This is a genomic window from Bacillus sp. T-10(2022), from assembly GCF_056502895.1.
In genome coordinates this window covers 412,501-432,386 of sequence record NZ_CP113518.1, presented here as the reverse complement: position 1 = coordinate 432,386, position 19,886 = coordinate 412,501, and the positions used below count along the sequence as shown (strand labels likewise).

The 19,886-nt window shown below is 46.0% G+C and carries 6 protein-coding genes and 7 rRNA genes (1 of these 13 running past the window's edge); 1 reads left to right on the top strand and 12 read right to left on the bottom strand.

All coding sequences use genetic code 11. The features are described 5' to 3' along the window. Window positions 1-33: 33 nt before the first annotated feature. Window positions 34-2,966, bottom strand: a 23S ribosomal RNA gene (locus tag OSJ91_RS02045). A 176-nt stretch (window positions 2,967-3,142) separates the two neighbouring features. Then, window positions 3,143-4,693 (bottom strand): 16S ribosomal RNA (locus OSJ91_RS02040). Together the 16S and 23S rRNA genes form the textbook arrangement of a ribosomal RNA operon. A gap of 754 nt (window positions 4,694-5,447) precedes the next feature. On the opposite strand from OSJ91_RS02040, the gene OSJ91_RS02035 reads away from it, so the two are divergent. Further along, window positions 5,448-6,005 carry a shikimate kinase gene (locus OSJ91_RS02035; protein ID WP_053533572.1) on the top strand — a complete coding sequence of 186 codons (558 nt, stop codon included), beginning with the start codon at window positions 5,448-5,450 and terminating at the stop codon, window positions 6,003-6,005. 118 nt (window positions 6,006-6,123) lie between these two features. Here OSJ91_RS02035 and OSJ91_RS02030 read toward each other — a convergent pair whose 3' ends face one another. From OSJ91_RS02030 to OSJ91_RS01985, 10 genes are all read right to left on the bottom strand, one after another. Beyond that, the gene (locus OSJ91_RS02030) at window positions 6,124-7,137 is read right to left on the bottom strand and encodes a LacI family DNA-binding transcriptional regulator (protein WP_485890902.1); all 1,014 of its coding nucleotides are present in this window, start codon (window positions 7,135-7,137) and stop codon (window positions 6,124-6,126) included. 224 nt (window positions 7,138-7,361) lie between these two features. Next, window positions 7,362-8,567 carry an MFS transporter gene (locus OSJ91_RS02025; RefSeq protein ID WP_350301007.1) on the bottom strand — a complete coding sequence of 402 codons (1,206 nt, stop codon included), beginning with the start codon at window positions 8,565-8,567 and terminating at the stop codon, window positions 7,362-7,364. A gap of 268 nt (window positions 8,568-8,835) precedes the next feature. Beyond that, entirely contained in the window at window positions 8,836-9,720 is an 885-nt protein-coding gene (locus tag OSJ91_RS02020; RefSeq protein WP_350301006.1) for a shikimate dehydrogenase, read from the bottom strand. A gap of 60 nt (window positions 9,721-9,780) precedes the next feature. Then, window positions 9,781-10,542, bottom strand: coding sequence for a type I 3-dehydroquinate dehydratase (gene aroD / locus OSJ91_RS02015; RefSeq protein ID WP_485890901.1), 762 nt, complete (start codon window positions 10,540-10,542; stop codon window positions 9,781-9,783). Window positions 10,543-10,609: 67 nt separating this feature from the next. Continuing rightward, the gene (locus OSJ91_RS02010; RefSeq protein ID WP_133353137.1) at window positions 10,610-11,812 is read right to left on the bottom strand and encodes an MFS transporter; all 1,203 of its coding nucleotides are present in this window, start codon (window positions 11,810-11,812) and stop codon (window positions 10,610-10,612) included. A gap of 896 nt (window positions 11,813-12,708) precedes the next feature. Further along, window positions 12,709-12,824: ribosomal RNA gene (rrf, locus tag OSJ91_RS02005) — 5S ribosomal RNA — on the bottom strand. A gap of 64 nt (window positions 12,825-12,888) precedes the next feature. Continuing rightward, window positions 12,889-15,821 (bottom strand): 23S ribosomal RNA (locus OSJ91_RS02000). 176 nt (window positions 15,822-15,997) lie between these two features. After that, window positions 15,998-17,548: ribosomal RNA gene (locus OSJ91_RS01995) — 16S ribosomal RNA — on the bottom strand. A gap of 517 nt (window positions 17,549-18,065) precedes the next feature. Next, window positions 18,066-18,181, bottom strand: a 5S ribosomal RNA gene (gene rrf / locus OSJ91_RS01990). Window positions 18,182-18,247: 66 nt separating this feature from the next. Then, window positions 18,248-19,886 (bottom strand): 23S ribosomal RNA (locus tag OSJ91_RS01985); it runs 1,294 nt beyond the window's last position.

Here is a 19,886-nt window from a genome sequence, read left to right as displayed (position 1 = left end):
ATAATAAGAAGGTATTTCATTTTTTAAAAAGCGTTGGTTAAGTCCTCGATCTATTAGTATCAGTCAGCTCCACATGTCACCATGCTTCCACCTCTGACCTATCAACCTGATCATCTTTCAGGGATCTTACTAGCTTGCGCCATGGGAAATCTCATCTTGAGGGGGGCTTCATGCTTAGATGCTTTCAGCACTTATCCCGTCCGCACGTAGCTACCCAGCTATGCCTTTGGCAAGACAACTGGTACACCAGCGGTGCGTCCATCCCGGTCCTCTCGTACTAAGGACAGCTCCTCTCAAATTTCCTGCGCCCGCGACGGATAGGGACCGAACTGTCTCACGACGTTCTGAACCCAGCTCGCGTACCGCTTTAATGGGCGAACAGCCCAACCCTTGGGACCGACTACAGCCCCAGGATGCGATGAGCCGACATCGAGGTGCCAAACCTCCCCGTCGATGTGGACTCTTGGGGGAGATAAGCCTGTTATCCCCGGGGTAGCTTTTATCCGTTGAGCGATGGCCCTTCCATGCGGAACCACCGGATCACTAAGCCCGACTTTCGTCCCTGCTCGACTTGTAGGTCTCGCAGTCAAGCTCCCTTGTGCCTTTACACTCTACGAATGATTTCCAACCATTCTGAGGGAACCTTTGGGCGCCTCCGTTACTCTTTAGGAGGCGACCGCCCCAGTCAAACTGCCCACCTGACACTGTCTCCCACCCCGATAAGGGGCGCGGGTTAGAATTTCAATACAGCCAGGGTAGTATCCCACCAACGCCTCCACCGAAGCTGGCGCTCCGGCTTCTCAGGCTCCTACCTATCCTGTACAAGCTGTACCAAAATTCAATATCAGGCTGCAGTAAAGCTCCACGGGGTCTTTCCGTCCTGTCGCGGGTAACCTGCATCTTCACAGGTACTATAATTTCACCGAGTCTCTCGTTGAGACAGTGCCCAGATCGTTACACCTTTCGTGCGGGTCGGAACTTACCCGACAAGGAATTTCGCTACCTTAGGACCGTTATAGTTACGGCCGCCGTTTACTGGGGCTTCGGTTCAAAGCTTCGCTTGCGCTAACCTCTCCCCTTAACCTTCCAGCACCGGGCAGGTGTCAGCCCCTATACTTCGCCTTGCGGCTTCGCAGAGACCTGTGTTTTTGCTAAACAGTCGCCTGGGCCTATTCACTGCGGCTTTTCTGGGCTATTCACCCTAAAAAGCACCCCTTCTCCCGAAGTTACGGGGTCATTTTGCCGAGTTCCTTAACGAGAGTTCTCTCGCACACCTTAGGATTCTCTCCTCGCCTACCTGTGTCGGTTTGCGGTACGGGCACCTTACATCTCACTAGAGGCTTTTCTTGGCAGCGTGGAATCAGGAACTTCGGTACTATATTTCCCTCGCCATCACAGCTCCGCCTTAATGGAAACGGGATTTGCCTCGTTTCCGGCCTAACTGCTTGGACGCGCATATCCAACAGCGCGCTTACCCTATCCTTCTGCGTCCCCCCATCGTTCAAACGATGTATAGGTGGTACAGGAATATCAACCTGTTGTCCATCGCCTACGCCTTTCGGCCTCGGCTTAGGTCCCGACTAACCCTGAGCGGACGAGCCTTCCTCAGGAAACCTTAGGCATTCGGTGGAAGGGATTCTCACCCTTCTTTCGCTACTCATACCGGCATTCTCACTTCTAAGCGCTCCACCAGTCCTTCCGGTCTGACTTCAACGCCCTTAGAACGCTCTCCTACCATCGACACCATACGGTGTCAATCCACAGCTTCGGTGATACGTTTAGCCCCGGTACATTTTCGGCGCGGAGTCACTCGACCAGTGAGCTATTACGCACTCTTTAAATGGTGGCTGCTTCTAAGCCAACATCCTGGTTGTCTAAGCAACTCCACATCCTTTTCCACTTAACGTATACTTTGGGACCTTAGCTGGTGGTCTGGGCTGTTTCCCTTTCGACTACGGATCTTATCACTCGCAGTCTGACTCCCAAGAATAAGTATTTGGCATTCGGAGTTTGACTGAATTCGGTAACCCGTTGGGGGCCCCTAGTCCAATCAGTGCTCTACCTCCAATACTCTCATCTTGAGGCTAGCCCTAAAGCTATTTCGGAGAGAACCAGCTATCTCCAGGTTCGATTGGAATTTCTCCGCTACCCACACCTCATCCCCGCACTTTTCAACGTGCGTGGGTTCGGGCCTCCATTCAGTGTTACCTGAACTTCACCCTGGACATGGGTAGATCACCTGGTTTCGGGTCTACGACCTCATACTCATTCGCCCTATTCAGACTCGCTTTCGCTGCGGCTCCGTCTCATCAACTTAACCTCGCATGAAATCGTAACTCGCCGGTTCATTCTACAAAAGGCACGCCATTACCCATTAACGGGCTTTGACTACTTGTAGGCACACGGTTTCAGGATCTATTTCACTCCCCTTCCGGGGTGCTTTTCACCTTTCCCTCACGGTACTGGTTCACTATCGGTCACTAGGGAGTATTTAGCCTTGGGAGATGGTCCTCCCTGCTTCCGACGGGATTTCTCGTGTCCCGCCGTACTCAGGATCCACTCAGGAGGGAACGAAGTTTCAACTACAGGGTTTTTACCTTCTTCGACGGATCTTTCCAGATCGCTTCATTTACCCCGTTCCTTTGTAACTCCATGTTGAGTGTCCTACAACCCCAAGAGGCAAGCCTCTTGGTTTGGGCTAATTCCGTTTCGCTCGCCGCTACTCAGGAAATCGCGTTTGCTTTCTCTTCCTCCGGGTACTTAGATGTTTCAGTTCCCCGGGTCTGCCTTCAGTACCCTATGTATTCAGGTAAAGATACTGTTCCATTACGAACAGTGGGTTTCCCCATTCGGAAATCTCCGGATCAAAGCTTACTTACAGCTCCCCGAAGCATATCGGTGTTAGTCCCGTCCTTCATCGGCTCCTAGTGCCAAGGCATCCACCGTGCGCCCTTTCTAACTTAACCGTTAAAAAAGATCTTACAGATGCTTTGAAAAAAATTAATTGCCTTCTATCTATTATCTAGTTTTCAAGGAACAAAGCAGAAAGAATCCATCACATCGTGATGCTTGTCTTTCCTATTTGAATGAATTACTCATTCAAAACTGAACAAAACAAAAGCACTCTCGTAATTATCCTTAGAAAGGAGGTGATCCAGCCGCACCTTCCGATACGGCTACCTTGTTACGACTTCACCCCAATCATCTGTCCCACCTTAGGCGGCTGGCTCCATGAAGGTTACCTCACCGACTTCGGGTGTTACAAACTCTCGTGGTGTGACGGGCGGTGTGTACAAGGCCCGGGAACGTATTCACCGCGGCATGCTGATCCGCGATTACTAGCGATTCCGGCTTCATGCAGGCGAGTTGCAGCCTGCAATCCGAACTGAGAATGGCTTTATGGGATTCGCTTACCTTCGCAGGTTTGCAGCCCTTTGTACCATCCATTGTAGCACGTGTGTAGCCCAGGTCATAAGGGGCATGATGATTTGACGTCATCCCCACCTTCCTCCGGTTTGTCACCGGCAGTCACCTTAGAGTGCCCAACTGAATGCTGGCAACTAAGATCAAGGGTTGCGCTCGTTGCGGGACTTAACCCAACATCTCACGACACGAGCTGACGACAACCATGCACCACCTGTCACTCTGTCCCCCGAAGGGGAAAGCCCTATCTCTAGGGTTGTCAGAGGATGTCAAGACCTGGTAAGGTTCTTCGCGTTGCTTCGAATTAAACCACATGCTCCACCGCTTGTGCGGGCCCCCGTCAATTCCTTTGAGTTTCAGCCTTGCGGCCGTACTCCCCAGGCGGAGTGCTTAATGCGTTAGCTGCAGCACTAAAGGGCGGAAACCCTCTAACACTTAGCACTCATCGTTTACGGCGTGGACTACCAGGGTATCTAATCCTGTTTGCTCCCCACGCTTTCGCGCCTCAGTGTCAGTTACAGACCAGAAAGTCGCCTTCGCCACTGGTGTTCCTCCAAATCTCTACGCATTTCACCGCTACACTTGGAATTCCACTTTCCTCTTCTGCACTCAAGTTCCCCAGTTTCCAATGACCCTCCACGGTTGAGCCGTGGGCTTTCACATCAGACTTAAGGAACCACCTGCGCGCGCTTTACGCCCAATAATTCCGGACAACGCTTGCCACCTACGTATTACCGCGGCTGCTGGCACGTAGTTAGCCGTGGCTTTCTGGTTAGGTACCGTCAAGGTACCAGCAGTTACTCTGGTACTTGTTCTTCCCTAACAACAGAACTTTACGACCCGAAGGCCTTCTTCGTTCACGCGGCGTTGCTCCGTCAGACTTTCGTCCATTGCGGAAGATTCCCTACTGCTGCCTCCCGTAGGAGTCTGGGCCGTGTCTCAGTCCCAGTGTGGCCGATCACCCTCTCAGGTCGGCTACGCATCGTCGCCTTGGTGAGCCATTACCTCACCAACTAGCTAATGCGCCGCGGGCCCATCTATAAGTGACAGCGTAAACCGTCTTTCCATCTTCTCTCATGCGAGAAAAGAACGTATCCGGTATTAGCTCCGGTTTCCCGAAGTTATCCCAGTCTTATAGGCAGGTTGCCCACGTGTTACTCACCCGTCCGCCGCTAATCTCAGGGAGCAAGCTCCCATTGATTCGCTCGACTTGCATGTATTAGGCACGCCGCCAGCGTTCGTCCTGAGCCAGGATCAAACTCTCCGAAGAAATGTTTGACTTGCTCATTTGCTTTTTGATAGTGTGTGCTCACTTAAAATTTAACGTTGGCGCTTTGTTTTGTTCAGTTTTCAAAGAGCAATTTCACAATCGTTCTTGCGAACGGCTGTTTATTCATCATAACACTTTATTGATTAGTTGTCAACTTCTGCGAAGTTTTTAACTTATTTTAAATCGCTGTGTTTTTCAGCGACCATTTCATCTTATCATTTTCATAGTAAGAAGTCAATAGTTATTATTTCTTTCAGCAATCAGCCAAAAGCGATGAAGTTGTTCGTTTGTCTTAGTTGGTGCTTATTTATATTAATCCTTTCCTACCATTAAGTCAACCCATTTCATACATTTTCTTTTTAAATGATTTAATCAACTATATAAAGGAATAAATGTGCCTGTCACACCTTGGTTTCCGCTTAAAACATATAATCCAGGAATATCAATTATCCCATCCATTTGAACTACTAATTCCCCTTCAACTAAGTAATGACTTTGGCGAAATCCATAAAACTGCAAGTGATAGGTAAAGCAATAACAACCTGGATAGATGCATAAATCGAATACCGAAAACTGAATGCTCCTTCCGGGTAGAGTTTTAAACATTTAAACCGATAAATCACAGGGTTCCATTGTCCAAATATTAAAAAATTTTTTTACAATTTTACTTTCTTGTACTATAATATATATATTTTAAAAATTTCAGGAGAGACTTTTAATCATTATAAAAAATAGTTGGGAGAGGGATTTATAAATGATTAATAAAAACACATCTTTGAGGATGCAAAGTATCGTTTTTATTGGCTTTATGGGGGTAGGAAAGACGACGATCGGACAGAAAGTAGCAAGGAAATTATACAGGGACTTTATTGATATAGATCAAGAAATAGAAAAGGAATTCAATATGCCCACTACGGAAATCTTCAAGAAGTTTGGGGAAAAAGCTTTTCGCGAAAAAGAAAAAAGTGTGATTGAAAGCCTTAGTCAACAACAATTGAAAATCATTTCAGTTGGAGGCGGGGCATTTTTACAAGAGGATATACGGAATATCTGTTTATCCAATTGCATTGTCTTTTACCTGGACTTATCTTGGGAATACTGGAAAGAGAGAATAGGATTGCTTATTGATAGTAGACCTGTTTTACAAAGCCGGTCCCTTGAAGAAATCGAAGAACTCTTTTACACCAGACAAGAAATATACTCCTATCATCATTCAAAAGTGAATACCAATGATCTTGATGTTGATGAAGTTGCCGACTTCATAGTCGATTCATTGAAAGTTGCCTGGGATATTTATGAACCGCTTAAGTAAGACCAGCTCTTTCATTTAATCGATTTTCCCAATAAAAGAATAATAGAAAAGATGAAAAGGGTACAGAGGCATGGATACCTAACCTCCTGTAAACTAATCACCTTTTTATTTTTCTTTATTAGGAAGACTCTCTAATAATCAGTTCTGGATTCAATATGATCCTCTGTTGATCACGTTCAATTTTCTCCATTTGCTGATACAGGAGATTCGCTGCCTCTTTTCCAATACGTCTAGGGAATGAGGAAATGGTCGTTAGCGGAGGATGATAGATTTCTGCGACTGGAACGTTATCGAACCCAACGATATCTATATCTTTTCCAGGAGTAATTCCTTTCATCATTAGCCCTTGCATAACACCGAAAGCAATTAAGTCGCTAAAGCAAAAAATTGCGGTAGGCGGATTAGGATTCTCAAGTACTTTCAGAACAGCCTCAAGCCCTCCCTCCCGGGTAGGGGCACTATCTATAACCAGCGATTCATCCACTTCCAATCCCGCTCTTGAAAGAGCTTCACGGTATCCCTCCATTCTCTCTATCCAAGTAGAAGATTCCTTAATGCCACCAAGGAGCGCAATTCTTTTATGTCCCTTTCCAAGGAGATGATCAACAGCCATCCTGGCTCCTTCTGGATAGTCTATGCCTACATAGTCGCTATTCACTCCAGGTAGTTCCCTAACAGCAAGGACCATTGGCGTGTCAATTTCATTTAACCGTTCAATTGTATCTTGTGAGCTTTCAGAGACAGGACAAAGAATCAGGCCTCCCACCCTATGTTCCATCATAGTTGAAAGGAGATGGTCTTGCTTGGCAACCGAGTCGAATGTAGTTCCCAGCAACACTGTATACCCGACCTCATCCAATGCGTCATGAACGCCTATCAGGAATTCAGAAAAAAAGGTGTTTGATATGTCGGTAATAATGATTCCTACAGTATCAGAACTCTGCGACCTTAAGTTGGCTGCGATTCTATCGTATACATAACCCAGTTCATGCATGGATTTTAATACCTTTTTTCGCGTCGCTTCCGATATTCGAGGGTTATTGCGAACGATAAGGGAAGCAGTGGATGTAGAAACCCCAGCATGTTTCGCTACCTGTTGCAGCGTGACCCGCCCTTTTTTGGATTGTTTCATAGTTCAATCACCATCTTGAATGTATTTTTGATGTACTTATTATTATCATGTTCTTACTATAATAATAATATAGTTACTGTCATTATTACACCCTTGCTTTTGGAACATGGGCATACCATCGATTAATACTCACTCCAATACATCTATATCCAATATTCATTAGTCCAAAAAAAAACGCCACCCTAGTTCTAGAAGATGGAGTTTTAAGTAATCCTTCATATTTATTAGCCATGGTTAAATATGGTCTGGTGCTGTGTCAATTTCTTATACCGGTAATATACAAAAGCTGCAGCCAGGATTCCTATAGTAGCAATAAAGCAATCAAAAAGAAATATATGTGATATATCCCCACTCTTAGCTATCAAGCCTGTTGCAATTGGTAAAATGACGCTCGCCAAACTGGATGCCGTCGCAACGATCCCTGTTACAGTTCCTTTTTTTCTCCAGAAGAGTTCAGTCATTATTGCAATGGATAATTGAAAGATCCCAGCTGTCGAGGCTCCAAGGAAAAAGGAGCTAATACTTAAGACAATAGGTGAATGAATCGTTAATATGATGATTACCGTAATTAAAGTAATCATTGGATAAAGCAATATCACCGTCACGGGCTTAATCCATTTGTTTAATAAGATGGATAATAGCAGGACGGAAATCAGTGATCCAACACTATAATAGCTCAATAATTTAATGGCACTTGAAGATGGCATCCCTGCGACTTCCTGGCCGAAACTCGGTAACCAGATTTGCGAAACTGTAAATAACGCAGTTGATGTAAACCCAATTATGATTAGTGCGACTCCTTCGCTCCAAAATTTAGGTTCCGTTATGAACCTGTTACTATGCAAATCCTCCTCTTGACTGACAGCTTCGGATTTGCTTGGAAATGAAGCAGACAAAACCAAAAACATATTCATGAAATAGATGACAGCCGGTACTAAAAATGCAAACCCGTAAAATAATTGGTTCGAAGTAAGAAACAAGATGATGAATGGCAGGATGGTAGCACCAAGCGAGCCAAAAGCCTTAACCATAACACTCGCGGAACCAGCAGCTTCAGGAAACATTTCAGTTAGCGCCGGATATGTACCAGCATCCATGGCTGAGTTGGAAATCCCCGCAAGTAAGGCAAATACAAAGGCCATTTCATAAGTGGGGGAAAATGGAATCCCAATTAAAAAAACGCCCATTATAACCGAAGAGACCATGATTAATGGCTTTCTTCCAAATTTATCTGATAATACTCCCGAGAGACCATACGTGAGTAATCTGCCTATTCCTATTGCTGCAATAAGATAACTGATGCCAGTAGAGTCCGTATCCCATTGTTCTGTTAAAGAGGGCATGTTCGAGGCGAGAATTATATTAACCATCCCCAGTAGAAAATAGTTAATATACAAGCCAGATGCCGCTTTAAAATACTGATTTTTCATTATTACACCCCTATAATAAATCACGTTGTGTTTCTCCCATATAACACCTTAATGCACAATGTAATTACATTAAAGCCTCCCCTTTATGTTATCCATTTACATGAAAACCACTTTTCAAAAAAAAACGCTAAGAAAAACAAGGGATTTCACTCCCTGCATTTCTTAGCTCCGAGGTTTCTGCACCAAATTTTTGTAATCATTTAACGAATGATGCAATCGAATATGAAAAAACCTCTATTTGGAGGACAATCTCCAGAGTGGAATCATTTTATTCTGCAAACAATTGCTCTTTGATGAAATCAACAGGCATCTGTTGACCTGTCCATAATTCAAAGGCTAGCGCACCTTGCCAAAGCATCATCCCAAGACCATTAATAGCTGTAGCACCCACAGCTTCAGCTTGTTCCATTAGTTTAGACTTTCGTGGGATGTAAACAACATCGGTTACGATTAAATCAGGACGAAGCATTGATTCGTCTTGAATGACACTTAAGCCTTCAAGTGGTTTCATGCCAACGCCGGTTCCATTTGCCAAAATATCACTAGTTGCGATTTCAGCTCTTAATTGTTCAACATTTTCAAGAGGGTATACGTTGGCTTTCACATTTAAATGCTTCATATCCTCATTGATGATTCGTACATTCTCTTCTGCTTGCGGGAAGAAAGCATCATCACGAGCAAAAATGCTGATTTCCGCCACACCTTCCAGCGCAGATTGAATGGCAATTGGAGTAGCAGCCCCACCAGAACCGATAAGAGTCATTTTCTTGCCTTTAATATCAATACCATGTTCTTTTAAGTTCCGGGTATATCCCATTCCATCAGTGCTGTGACCTACGAACTTTCCATCGACATTGACAACTGTATTAACGGCCCCAGAAAATTTAGCACTGTCCGCCAATTCATCAAGATATGGAAGGATCTTCATTTTATTAGGCATGGATACGTTAAATCCTTTTACATTTAATGCACGCATCCCTTTTACTGCATCTTCCAGCTCTTCATTTCCAACCTCAAATGCTAAATAGGCGCAATTCAAGCCTAATTTATCGAAAGCTAAATTATGCATGGCAGGTGATAATGAATGTCCGATAGGTGTTGCCAGCAATCCTACTAATTCTGTTTTCCCATTAATTCGTCCTAGATTTTCCATGTTCTATTCCCCCTGATTTTTTAAACTTTATATAAATTCCTTCTTGGAAGGAATTATGAGTTAAATATTTTGATCAATGATCTCCAATACATCTCTTAATTGAGTAACAGGAATTTGTCCTGGGGCAGATGCTTCTTTTCCGGCTCCGAATGTACAAGCAGACCCAAACACCGCACCTGATAATCGGCTGACCAGGCCTGTACCCGACATTGACATCGTAATGAATGGGCGATCGGCATACATTGTTTTCATCGTGTAAGTTGCATCTAATAAAACGAGTAAGTCACCAACCGTTTGGGGCATTACAGCGATTTTGGGAATATGGGCGCCAAATTCCTGCATTTTACGTAATCGGTAAATGATTTCTTCTTTTGCTGGTGTCTTATCGAAATCATGGTTACACATCACTACGTATACGCCATTTTCCTCAGCTACCTTTACAGTATCTTTCACTGATGATTCCTCAAAAAACAACTCCACATCGACAAGATCAATATTCTTCGTTTTAATTGCTGTATGAAGGAGTTGGAAATAATAAACATCACTGATTTCCTTGTTTCCGCCTTCTTTATGGCTTCTAAAAGTGAAAAGCAGCAAAGTATTGGGAACTGCACTTCTAAGTTTAGAAATCATATCTGAAACGGCTTCTAAGCTTTCGACTTGTTCAAAGACATCTACTCGCCATTCAATGATATCCGGCCGTAGCGCATTTACCGTTTCAACTTCTTTAAGCAGTTCTTCTTCCGTTGTCCCCATTAGTGGAACGATGATCTTTGGAACCCCTTCTCCGATCGTTACGTCTTTGATCGTGATTGTTTGCATGGATGTTTCCCCCTTTTATCATTATCATCAGTGGGGTTCATGCCCCACTGATGTTCGGTTAGACCGTTTAATTGGAAACCTTAATTACCTTTTTGTATCGATAGGCAACGAATACGGCCAATAAAATACTAACTATCGCAATTGCCACATCAAACAAGAAGACCGCAGTTAAACCAGCACTCTTGGAAATGATACCTGTAACGAAAGGTATGATGATAAAGGCTGAACTAGCTGCAATGTTTACATATGAAGTAATTGTCCCTTTATTGGCTGGGAAGAATTCTGTGATTATTGTCATGGCTAATTGGAACACCCCTGCAGTTGAAAGCCCTATGAAGAAAGCGCTCAAAACAGTTATAAATGGTTGCTGGATGTAAATGAGTGACAATAAAGATAATGCTGCAATGACCGGATAGATAATCATGACGGTAATGGGCTTAATTACTTTATTCAATAGAACAGCTAGCAAAATGACAGAAACAAGGGAGCCAATGCTATAGTAACTAAGCAATTGAACAGCCTTTGCTTGGGTTAGCCCCAATACATCTTGTCCGAAGTTCGGGAGCCAGACTTGAACCAGCATGAATAAAGCAGTTGATGTGAAGCCTAATAGTATGACTGCCAAACCTTCCTGAGCAAACTTCGGTTTTGAGAGGAATTGCTGTTGAACCGGCACAGCCTGTTCATCATTCTGAGTTTGGCTTTGAGCTTTATGATCCGGGAATGAAACCTTAAGCAGGAAAAAACCATTAACAAGATATACAGCAGCCATTAAGAAGAATGTATACCCGTAAAACATATCTCTAGCTATAAAGAACGCCATGATAAATGGAAGAAGTGCGGCACCGATTGAAACGAACGCTTTTACTAATACGGTAGCGGAACCAGCTTTCTTTTGAAAAGCCTCAATAAGTGCTGGATACGTACCTGCATCCAAAAATGAATTGGCAATACCAGCACATACAGCAAATATAAATGCCAATGTATAGTTAGGAGCCAAAGGTATGCCTATAAGGAAGATCAGGTAGATAAAAGATGCTGAAACGACAAATGGTTTCCTTCCTAATTTATCCGACAGTCTACCCGCGAAAAACAAGGAAACTAACTTACCGATTCCTATAGCAGAAACCAAGTAACTTATCCCTGAGGCGCTTGTATTTAATTGCTCGGACAAATTTTCCATATTTGATCCAATGATAATATTGATCATGCCTAAAATAAAATAGCTAATATATAAACCTGTGGCCATTTTTATAAATGGATTTTTCATGAAACACACCCCTATTTAAAAAGTTATCGAAATGCAATTTGATTCTTAAGCCTTTCAGAAGTTGCCCCCTTGCCCCATACCATAAATTCAAGAACAAAATTACGTACTAAATAAAACAATAAGTAAACCGGCTTTAGTTAGTACATCGTTCTACTAACTTTTCACCTAACTAGTATATCGTTCTACTAATCTTAATTATTAGTACATCGTTCTACCAAAATTTCAGTATTGGTATATCGTTCTACTAAAAACCGATTAGGTTCTAAATTCAAAAGGTATTGAATTAACACTTATGCTAGATTTAATTAGTTAAATTTATTTAGTATATCGTTCTACTGGATTATTATACTGCGCTAATTTAATTGTGTCAAACTCATGAAGCAGTCCTTAATGACCATAGAGCGATTCCTCATACGTATTATTTTTAAATTCCGAAGGTCTCATTTTGGATCTCATTCACCTTAAAAGTTCAGCCATACCTTGGATTTGTTAGTGTTCATACAAGTTGGAAGAATACCTTTTATTTGCAGAGGCACCAATTATTTTATCCTTTATGAGGGCTTCCTTCTATTTTGATATTCCCCACATTTTTAGTTACCAGTTTCTGAATAAATTTCTTTTTAGCTAAAATATATGTACTGCTGCTTATTTAAAACCAATTATCCAGTTATTTGCAATCGATTTTAATAACCCATTACCTAAGCAGGCAGTACTAATATCTCGCTTATATCCTAAGTTAAGATGGTCAAAACGGTTTAAATTTAAAAGGATAAACAATTTTCGATTTCAGCCCCTTTCAATGGTGATGTAACAGCTTCTATATATAAATAACAGGGCTCCATAATTTTGTTCTTAACGCAAAAAAAGACCAGCCGGATGGCTGATCTTTTGAAATGGCTTGGCGGCGTCCTACTCTCACAGGGGGAAACCCCCAACTACCATCGGCGCTGAAGAGCTTAACTGCCGTGTTCGGAATGGGAACGGGTGTGACCTCTTCGCTATCGCCACCAAACATATGAGGAACATTGTTCCTTCAAAACTAGATAATAAGAAGGTATTTCATTTTTTAAAAAGCGTTGGTTAAGTCCTCGATCTATTAGTATCAGTCAGCTCCACATGTCACCATGCTTCCACCTCTGACCTATCAACCTGATCATCTTTCAGGGATCTTACTAGCTTGCGCCATGGGAAATCTCATCTTGAGGGGGGCTTCATGCTTAGATGCTTTCAGCACTTATCCCGTCCGCACGTAGCTACCCAGCTATGCCTTTGGCAAGACAACTGGTACACCAGCGGTGCGTCCATCCCGGTCCTCTCGTACTAAGGACAGCTCCTCTCAAATTTCCTGCGCCCGCGACGGATAGGGACCGAACTGTCTCACGACGTTCTGAACCCAGCTCGCGTACCGCTTTAATGGGCGAACAGCCCAACCCTTGGGACCGACTACAGCCCCAGGATGCGATGAGCCGACATCGAGGTGCCAAACCTCCCCGTCGATGTGGACTCTTGGGGGAGATAAGCCTGTTATCCCCGGGGTAGCTTTTATCCGTTGAGCGATGGCCCTTCCATGCGGAACCACCGGATCACTAAGCCCGACTTTCGTCCCTGCTCGACTTGTAGGTCTCGCAGTCAAGCTCCCTTGTGCCTTTACACTCTACGAATGATTTCCAACCATTCTGAGGGAACCTTTGGGCGCCTCCGTTACTCTTTAGGAGGCGACCGCCCCAGTCAAACTGCCCACCTGACACTGTCTCCCACCCCGATAAGGGGCGCGGGTTAGAATTTCAATACAGCCAGGGTAGTATCCCACCAACGCCTCCACCGAAGCTGGCGCTCCGGCTTCTCAGGCTCCTACCTATCCTGTACAAGCTGTACCAAAATTCAATATCAGGCTGCAGTAAAGCTCCACGGGGTCTTTCCGTCCTGTCGCGGGTAACCTGCATCTTCACAGGTACTATAATTTCACCGAGTCTCTCGTTGAGACAGTGCCCAGATCGTTACACCTTTCGTGCGGGTCGGAACTTACCCGACAAGGAATTTCGCTACCTTAGGACCGTTATAGTTACGGCCGCCGTTTACTGGGGCTTCGGTTCAAAGCTTCGCTTGCGCTAACCTCTCCCCTTAACCTTCCAGCACCGGGCAGGTGTCAGCCCCTATACTTCGCCTTGCGGCTTCGCAGAGACCTGTGTTTTTGCTAAACAGTCGCCTGGGCCTATTCACTGCGGCTTTTCTGGGCTATTCACCCTAAAAAGCACCCCTTCTCCCGAAGTTACGGGGTCATTTTGCCGAGTTCCTTAACGAGAGTTCTCTCGCACACCTTAGGATTCTCTCCTCGCCTACCTGTGTCGGTTTGCGGTACGGGCACCTTACATCTCACTAGAGGCTTTTCTTGGCAGCGTGGAATCAGGAACTTCGGTACTATATTTCCCTCGCCATCACAGCTCCGCCTTAATGGAAACGGGATTTGCCTCGTTTCCGGCCTAACTGCTTGGACGCGCATATCCAACAGCGCGCTTACCCTATCCTTCTGCGTCCCCCCATCGTTCAAACGATGTATAGGTGGTACAGGAATATCAACCTGTTGTCCATCGCCTACGCCTTTCGGCCTCGGCTTAGGTCCCGACTAACCCTGAGCGGACGAGCCTTCCTCAGGAAACCTTAGGCATTCGGTGGAAGGGATTCTCACCCTTCTTTCGCTACTCATACCGGCATTCTCACTTCTAAGCGCTCCACCAGTCCTTCCGGTCTGACTTCAACGCCCTTAGAACGCTCTCCTACCATCGACACCATACGGTGTCAATCCACAGCTTCGGTGATACGTTTAGCCCCGGTACATTTTCGGCGCGGAGTCACTCGACCAGTGAGCTATTACGCACTCTTTAAATGGTGGCTGCTTCTAAGCCAACATCCTGGTTGTCTAAGCAACTCCACATCCTTTTCCACTTAACGTATACTTTGGGACCTTAGCTGGTGGTCTGGGCTGTTTCCCTTTCGACTACGGATCTTATCACTCGCAGTCTGACTCCCAAGAATAAGTATTTGGCATTCGGAGTTTGACTGAATTCGGTAACCCGTTGGGGGCCCCTAGTCCAATCAGTGCTCTACCTCCAATACTCTCATCTTGAGGCTAGCCCTAAAGCTATTTCGGAGAGAACCAGCTATCTCCAGGTTCGATTGGAATTTCTCCGCTACCCACACCTCATCCCCGCACTTTTCAACGTGCGTGGGTTCGGGCCTCCATTCAGTGTTACCTGAACTTCACCCTGGACATGGGTAGATCACCTGGTTTCGGGTCTACGACCTCATACTCATTCGCCCTATTCAGACTCGCTTTCGCTGCGGCTCCGTCTCATCAACTTAACCTCGCATGAAATCGTAACTCGCCGGTTCATTCTACAAAAGGCACGCCATTACCCATTAACGGGCTTTGACTACTTGTAGGCACACGGTTTCAGGATCTATTTCACTCCCCTTCCGGGGTGCTTTTCACCTTTCCCTCACGGTACTGGTTCACTATCGGTCACTAGGGAGTATTTAGCCTTGGGAGATGGTCCTCCCTGCTTCCGACGGGATTTCTCGTGTCCCGCCGTACTCAGGATCCACTCAGGAGGGAACGAAGTTTCAACTACAGGGTTTTTACCTTCTTCGACGGATCTTTCCAGATCGCTTCATTTACCCCGTTCCTTTGTAACTCCATGTTGAGTGTCCTACAACCCCAAGAGGCAAGCCTCTTGGTTTGGGCTAATTCCGTTTCGCTCGCCGCTACTCAGGAAATCGCATTTGCTTTCTCTTCCTCCGGGTACTTAGATGTTTCAGTTCCCCGGGTCTGCCTTCAGTACCCTATGTATTCAGGTAAAGATACTGTTCCATTACGAACAGTGGGTTTCCCCATTCGGAAATCTCCGGATCAAAGCTTACTTACAGCTCCCCGAAGCATATCGGTGTTAGTCCCGTCCTTCATCGGCTCCTAGTGCCAAGGCATCCACCGTGCGCCCTTTCTAACTTAACCGTTAAAAAAGATCTTACAGATGCTTTGAAAAAAATTAATTGCCTTCTATCTATTATCTAGTTTTCAAGGAACAAAGCAGAAAGAATCCATCACATCGTGATGACTGTCTTTCCTATTTGAATGAATTACTCATTCAAAACTGAACAAAACAAAAGCGCTCTCGTAATTATCCTTAGAAAGGAGGTGATCCAGCCGCACCTTCCGATACGGCTACCTTGTTACGACTTCACCCCAATCATCTGTCCCACCTTAGGCGGCTGGCTCCATGAAGGTTACCTCACCGACTTCGGGTGTTACAAACTCTCGTGGTGTGACGGGCGGTGTGTACAAGGCCCGGGAACGTATTCACCGCGGCATGCTGATCCGCGATTACTAGCGATTCCGGCTTCATGCAGGCGAGTTGCAGCCTGCAATCCGAACTGAGAATGGCTTTATGGGATTCGCTTACCTTCGCAGGTTTGCAGCCCTTTGTACCATCCATTGTAGCACGTGTGTAGCCCAGGTCATAAGGGGCATGATGATTTGACGTCATCCCCACCTTCCTCCGGTTTGTCACCGGCAGTCACCTTAGAGTGCCCAACTGAATGCTGGCAACTAAGATCAAGGGTTGCGCTCGTTGCGGGACTTAACCCAACATCTCACGACACGAGCTGACGACAACCATGCACCACCTGTCACTCTGTCCCCCGAAGGGGAAAGCCCTATCTCTAGGGTTGTCAGAGGATGTCAAGACCTGGTAAGGTTCTTCGCGTTGCTTCGAATTAAACCACATGCTCCACCGCTTGTGCGGGCCCCCGTCAATTCCTTTGAGTTTCAGCCTTGCGGCCGTACTCCCCAGGCGGAGTGCTTAATGCGTTAGCTGCAGCACTAAAGGGCGGAAACCCTCTAACACTTAGCACTCATCGTTTACGGCGTGGACTACCAGGGTATCTAATCCTGTTTGCTCCCCACGCTTTCGCGCCTCAGTGTCAGTTACAGACCAGAAAGTCGCCTTCGCCACTGGTGTTCCTCCAAATCTCTACGCATTTCACCGCTACACTTGGAATTCCACTTTCCTCTTCTGCACTCAAGTCCCCCAGTTTCCAATGACCCTCCACGGTTGAGCCGTGGGCTTTCACATCAGACTTAAGGAACCACCTGCGCGCGCTTTACGCCCAATAATTCCGGACAACGCTTGCCACCTACGTATTACCGCGGCTGCTGGCACGTAGTTAGCCGTGGCTTTCTGGTTAGGTACCGTCAAGGTACCAGCAGTTACTCTGGTACTTGTTCTTCCCTAACAACAGAACTTTACGACCCGAAGGCCTTCTTCGTTCACGCGGCGTTGCTCCGTCAGACTTTCGTCCATTGCGGAAGATTCCCTACTGCTGCCTCCCGTAGGAGTCTGGGCCGTGTCTCAGTCCCAGTGTGGCCGATCACCCTCTCAGGTCGGCTACGCATCGTCGCCTTGGTGAGCCATTACCTCACCAACTAGCTAATGCGCCGCGGGCCCATCTATAAGTGACAGCGTAAACCGTCTTTCCATCTTCTCTCATGCGAGAAAAGAACGTATCCGGTATTAGCTCCGGTTTCCCGAAGTTATCCCAGTCTTATAGGCAGGTTGCCCACGTGTTACTCACCCGTCCGCCGCTAATCTCAGGGAGCAAGCTCCCATCGATTCGCTCGACTTGCATGTATTAGGCACGCCGCCAGCGTTCGTCCTGAGCCAGGATCAAACTCTCCGAAGAAATGTTTGACTTGCTCATTTGCTTTTTTGATAGTGTGTGCTCACTTAAAATTTAACGTTGGCGCTTTGTTTTGTTCAGTTTTCAAAGAGCAATTTCACAATCGTTCTTAACGAACGGCTGTTTATTCATCATAACATCTTATTGATTAGTTGTCAACTTCTACGAAGTTTTTAACTTATTTTAAATCGCTGTGTTTTTCAGCGACCATTTCATCTTATCATTTTCATAGTAAGAAGTCAATAGTTATTATTTCTTTCAGCAATCAGCCAAAAGCGATGAAGTTTTTCGTTTGTTTTAATTGGTGCTTATTTATATTAATCCTTTCCCACCATAAAGTCAACACATTTCACAATAAATATTTCCTTTTCTCAAAATTAGATCAAGATTGGTTTCAAGGTCTGTTTTGCTAGTTGGACAGATATGAAAGTATCCTGAAAAATACTTAAAAGTATTTATCTTTTTTCATGACCTTATGAACACAAAAAAAGACCAGCCGGATGGCTGATCTTTTGAAATGGCTTGGCGGCGTCCTACTCTCACAGGGGGAAACCCCCAACTACCATTGGCGCTGAAGAGCTTAACTGCCGTGTTCGGAATGGGAACGGGTGTGACCTCTTCGCTATCGCCACCAAACATGAAAGGAACGTTGTTCCTTCAAAACTAGATAATAATAAGAAGGTATTTCATTTTTTTAAAGCGTTGGTTAAGTCCTCGATCTATTAGTATCAGTCAGCTCCACATGTCACCATGCTTCCACCTCTGACCTATCAACCTGATCATCTTTCAGGGATCTTACTAGCTTGCGCCATGGGAAATCTCATCTTGAGGGGGGCTTCATGCTTAGATGCTTTCAGCACTTATCCCGTCCGCACGTAGCTACCCAGCTATGCCTTTGGCAAGACAACTGGTACACCAGCGGTGCGTCCATCCCGGTCCTCTCGTACTAAGGACAGCTCCTCTCAAATTTCCTGCGCCCGCGACGGATAGGGACCGAACTGTCTCACGACGTTCTGAACCCAGCTCGCGTACCGCTTTAATGGGCGAACAGCCCAACCCTTGGGACCGACTACAGCCCCAGGATGCGATGAGCCGACATCGAGGTGCCAAACCTCCCCGTCGATGTGGACTCTTGGGGGAGATAAGCCTGTTATCCCCGGGGTAGCTTTTATCCGTTGAGCGATGGCCCTTCCATGCGGAACCACCGGATCACTAAGCCCGACTTTCGTCCCTGCTCGACTTGTAGGTCTCGCAGTCAAGCTCCCTTGTGCCTTTACACTCTACGAATGATTTCCAACCATTCTGAGGGAACCTTTGGGCGCCTCCGTTACTCTTTAGGAGGCGACCGCCCCAGTCAAACTGCCCACCTGACACTGTCTCCCACCCCGATAAGGGGCGCGGGTTAGAATTTCAATACAGCCAGGGTAGTATCCCACCAACGCCTCCACCGAAGCTGGCGCTCCGGCTTCTCAGGCTCCTACCTATCCTGTACAAGCTGTACCAAAATTCAATATCAGGCTGCAGTAAAGCTCCACGGGGTCTTTCCGTCCTGTCGCGGGTAACCTGCATCTTCACAGGTACTATAATTTCACCGAGTCTCTCGTTGAGACAGTGCCCAGATCGTTACACCTTTCGTGCGGGTCGGAACTTACCCGACAAGGAATTTCGCTACCTTAGGACCGTTATAGTTACGGCCGCCGTTTACTGGGGCTTCGGTTCAAAGCTTCGCTTGCGCTAACCTCTCCCCTTAACCTTCCAGCACCGGGCAGGTGTCAGCCCCTATACTTCGCCTTGCGGCTTCGCAGAGACCTGTGTTTTTGCTAAACAGTCGCCTGGGCCTATTCACTGCGGCTTTTCTGGGCTATTCACCCTAAAAAGCACCCCTTCTCCCGAAGTTACGGGGTCATTTTGCCGAGTTCCTTAACGAGAGTTCTCTCGCACACCTTAGGATTCTCTCCTCGCCTACCTGTGTCGGTTTGCGGTACGGGCACCTTACATCTCACTAGAGGCTTTTCTTGGCAGCGTGGAATCAGGAACTTCGGTACTATATTTCCCTCGCCATCACAGCTCCGCCTTAATGGAAACGGGATTTGCCTCGTTTCCGGCCTAACTGCTTGGACGCGCATATCCAACAGCGCGCTTACCCTATCCTTCTGCGTCCCCCCATCGTTCAAACGATGTATAGGTGGTACAGGAATATCAACCTGTTGTCCATCGCCTACGCCTTTCGGCCTCGGCTTAGGTCCCGACTAACCCTGAGCGGACGAGCCTTCCTCAGGAAACCTTAGGCATTCGGTGGAAGGGATTCTCACCCTTCTTTCGCTACTCATACCGGCATTCT

Bases quoted from the DNA above. Each gene is read 5' to 3' on its own strand.
- OSJ91_RS02035 (WP_053533572.1), top strand. From the start codon at position 5,448: ATGATTAATAAAAACACATCTTTGAGGATGCAAAGTATCGTTTTTATT.
- OSJ91_RS02030 (WP_485890902.1), bottom strand. From the start codon at position 7,137: ATGAAACAATCCAAAAAAGGGCGGGTCACGCTGCAACAGGTAGCGAAA.
- OSJ91_RS02025 (WP_350301007.1), bottom strand. From the start codon at position 8,567: ATGAAAAATCAGTATTTTAAAGCGGCATCTGGCTTGTATATTAACTAT.
- OSJ91_RS02020 (WP_350301006.1), bottom strand. From the start codon at position 9,720: ATGGAAAATCTAGGACGAATTAATGGGAAAACAGAATTAGTAGGATTG.
- aroD (WP_485890901.1), bottom strand. From the start codon at position 10,542: ATGCAAACAATCACGATCAAAGACGTAACGATCGGAGAAGGGGTTCCA.
- OSJ91_RS02010 (WP_133353137.1), bottom strand. From the start codon at position 11,812: ATGAAAAATCCATTTATAAAAATGGCCACAGGTTTATATATTAGCTAT.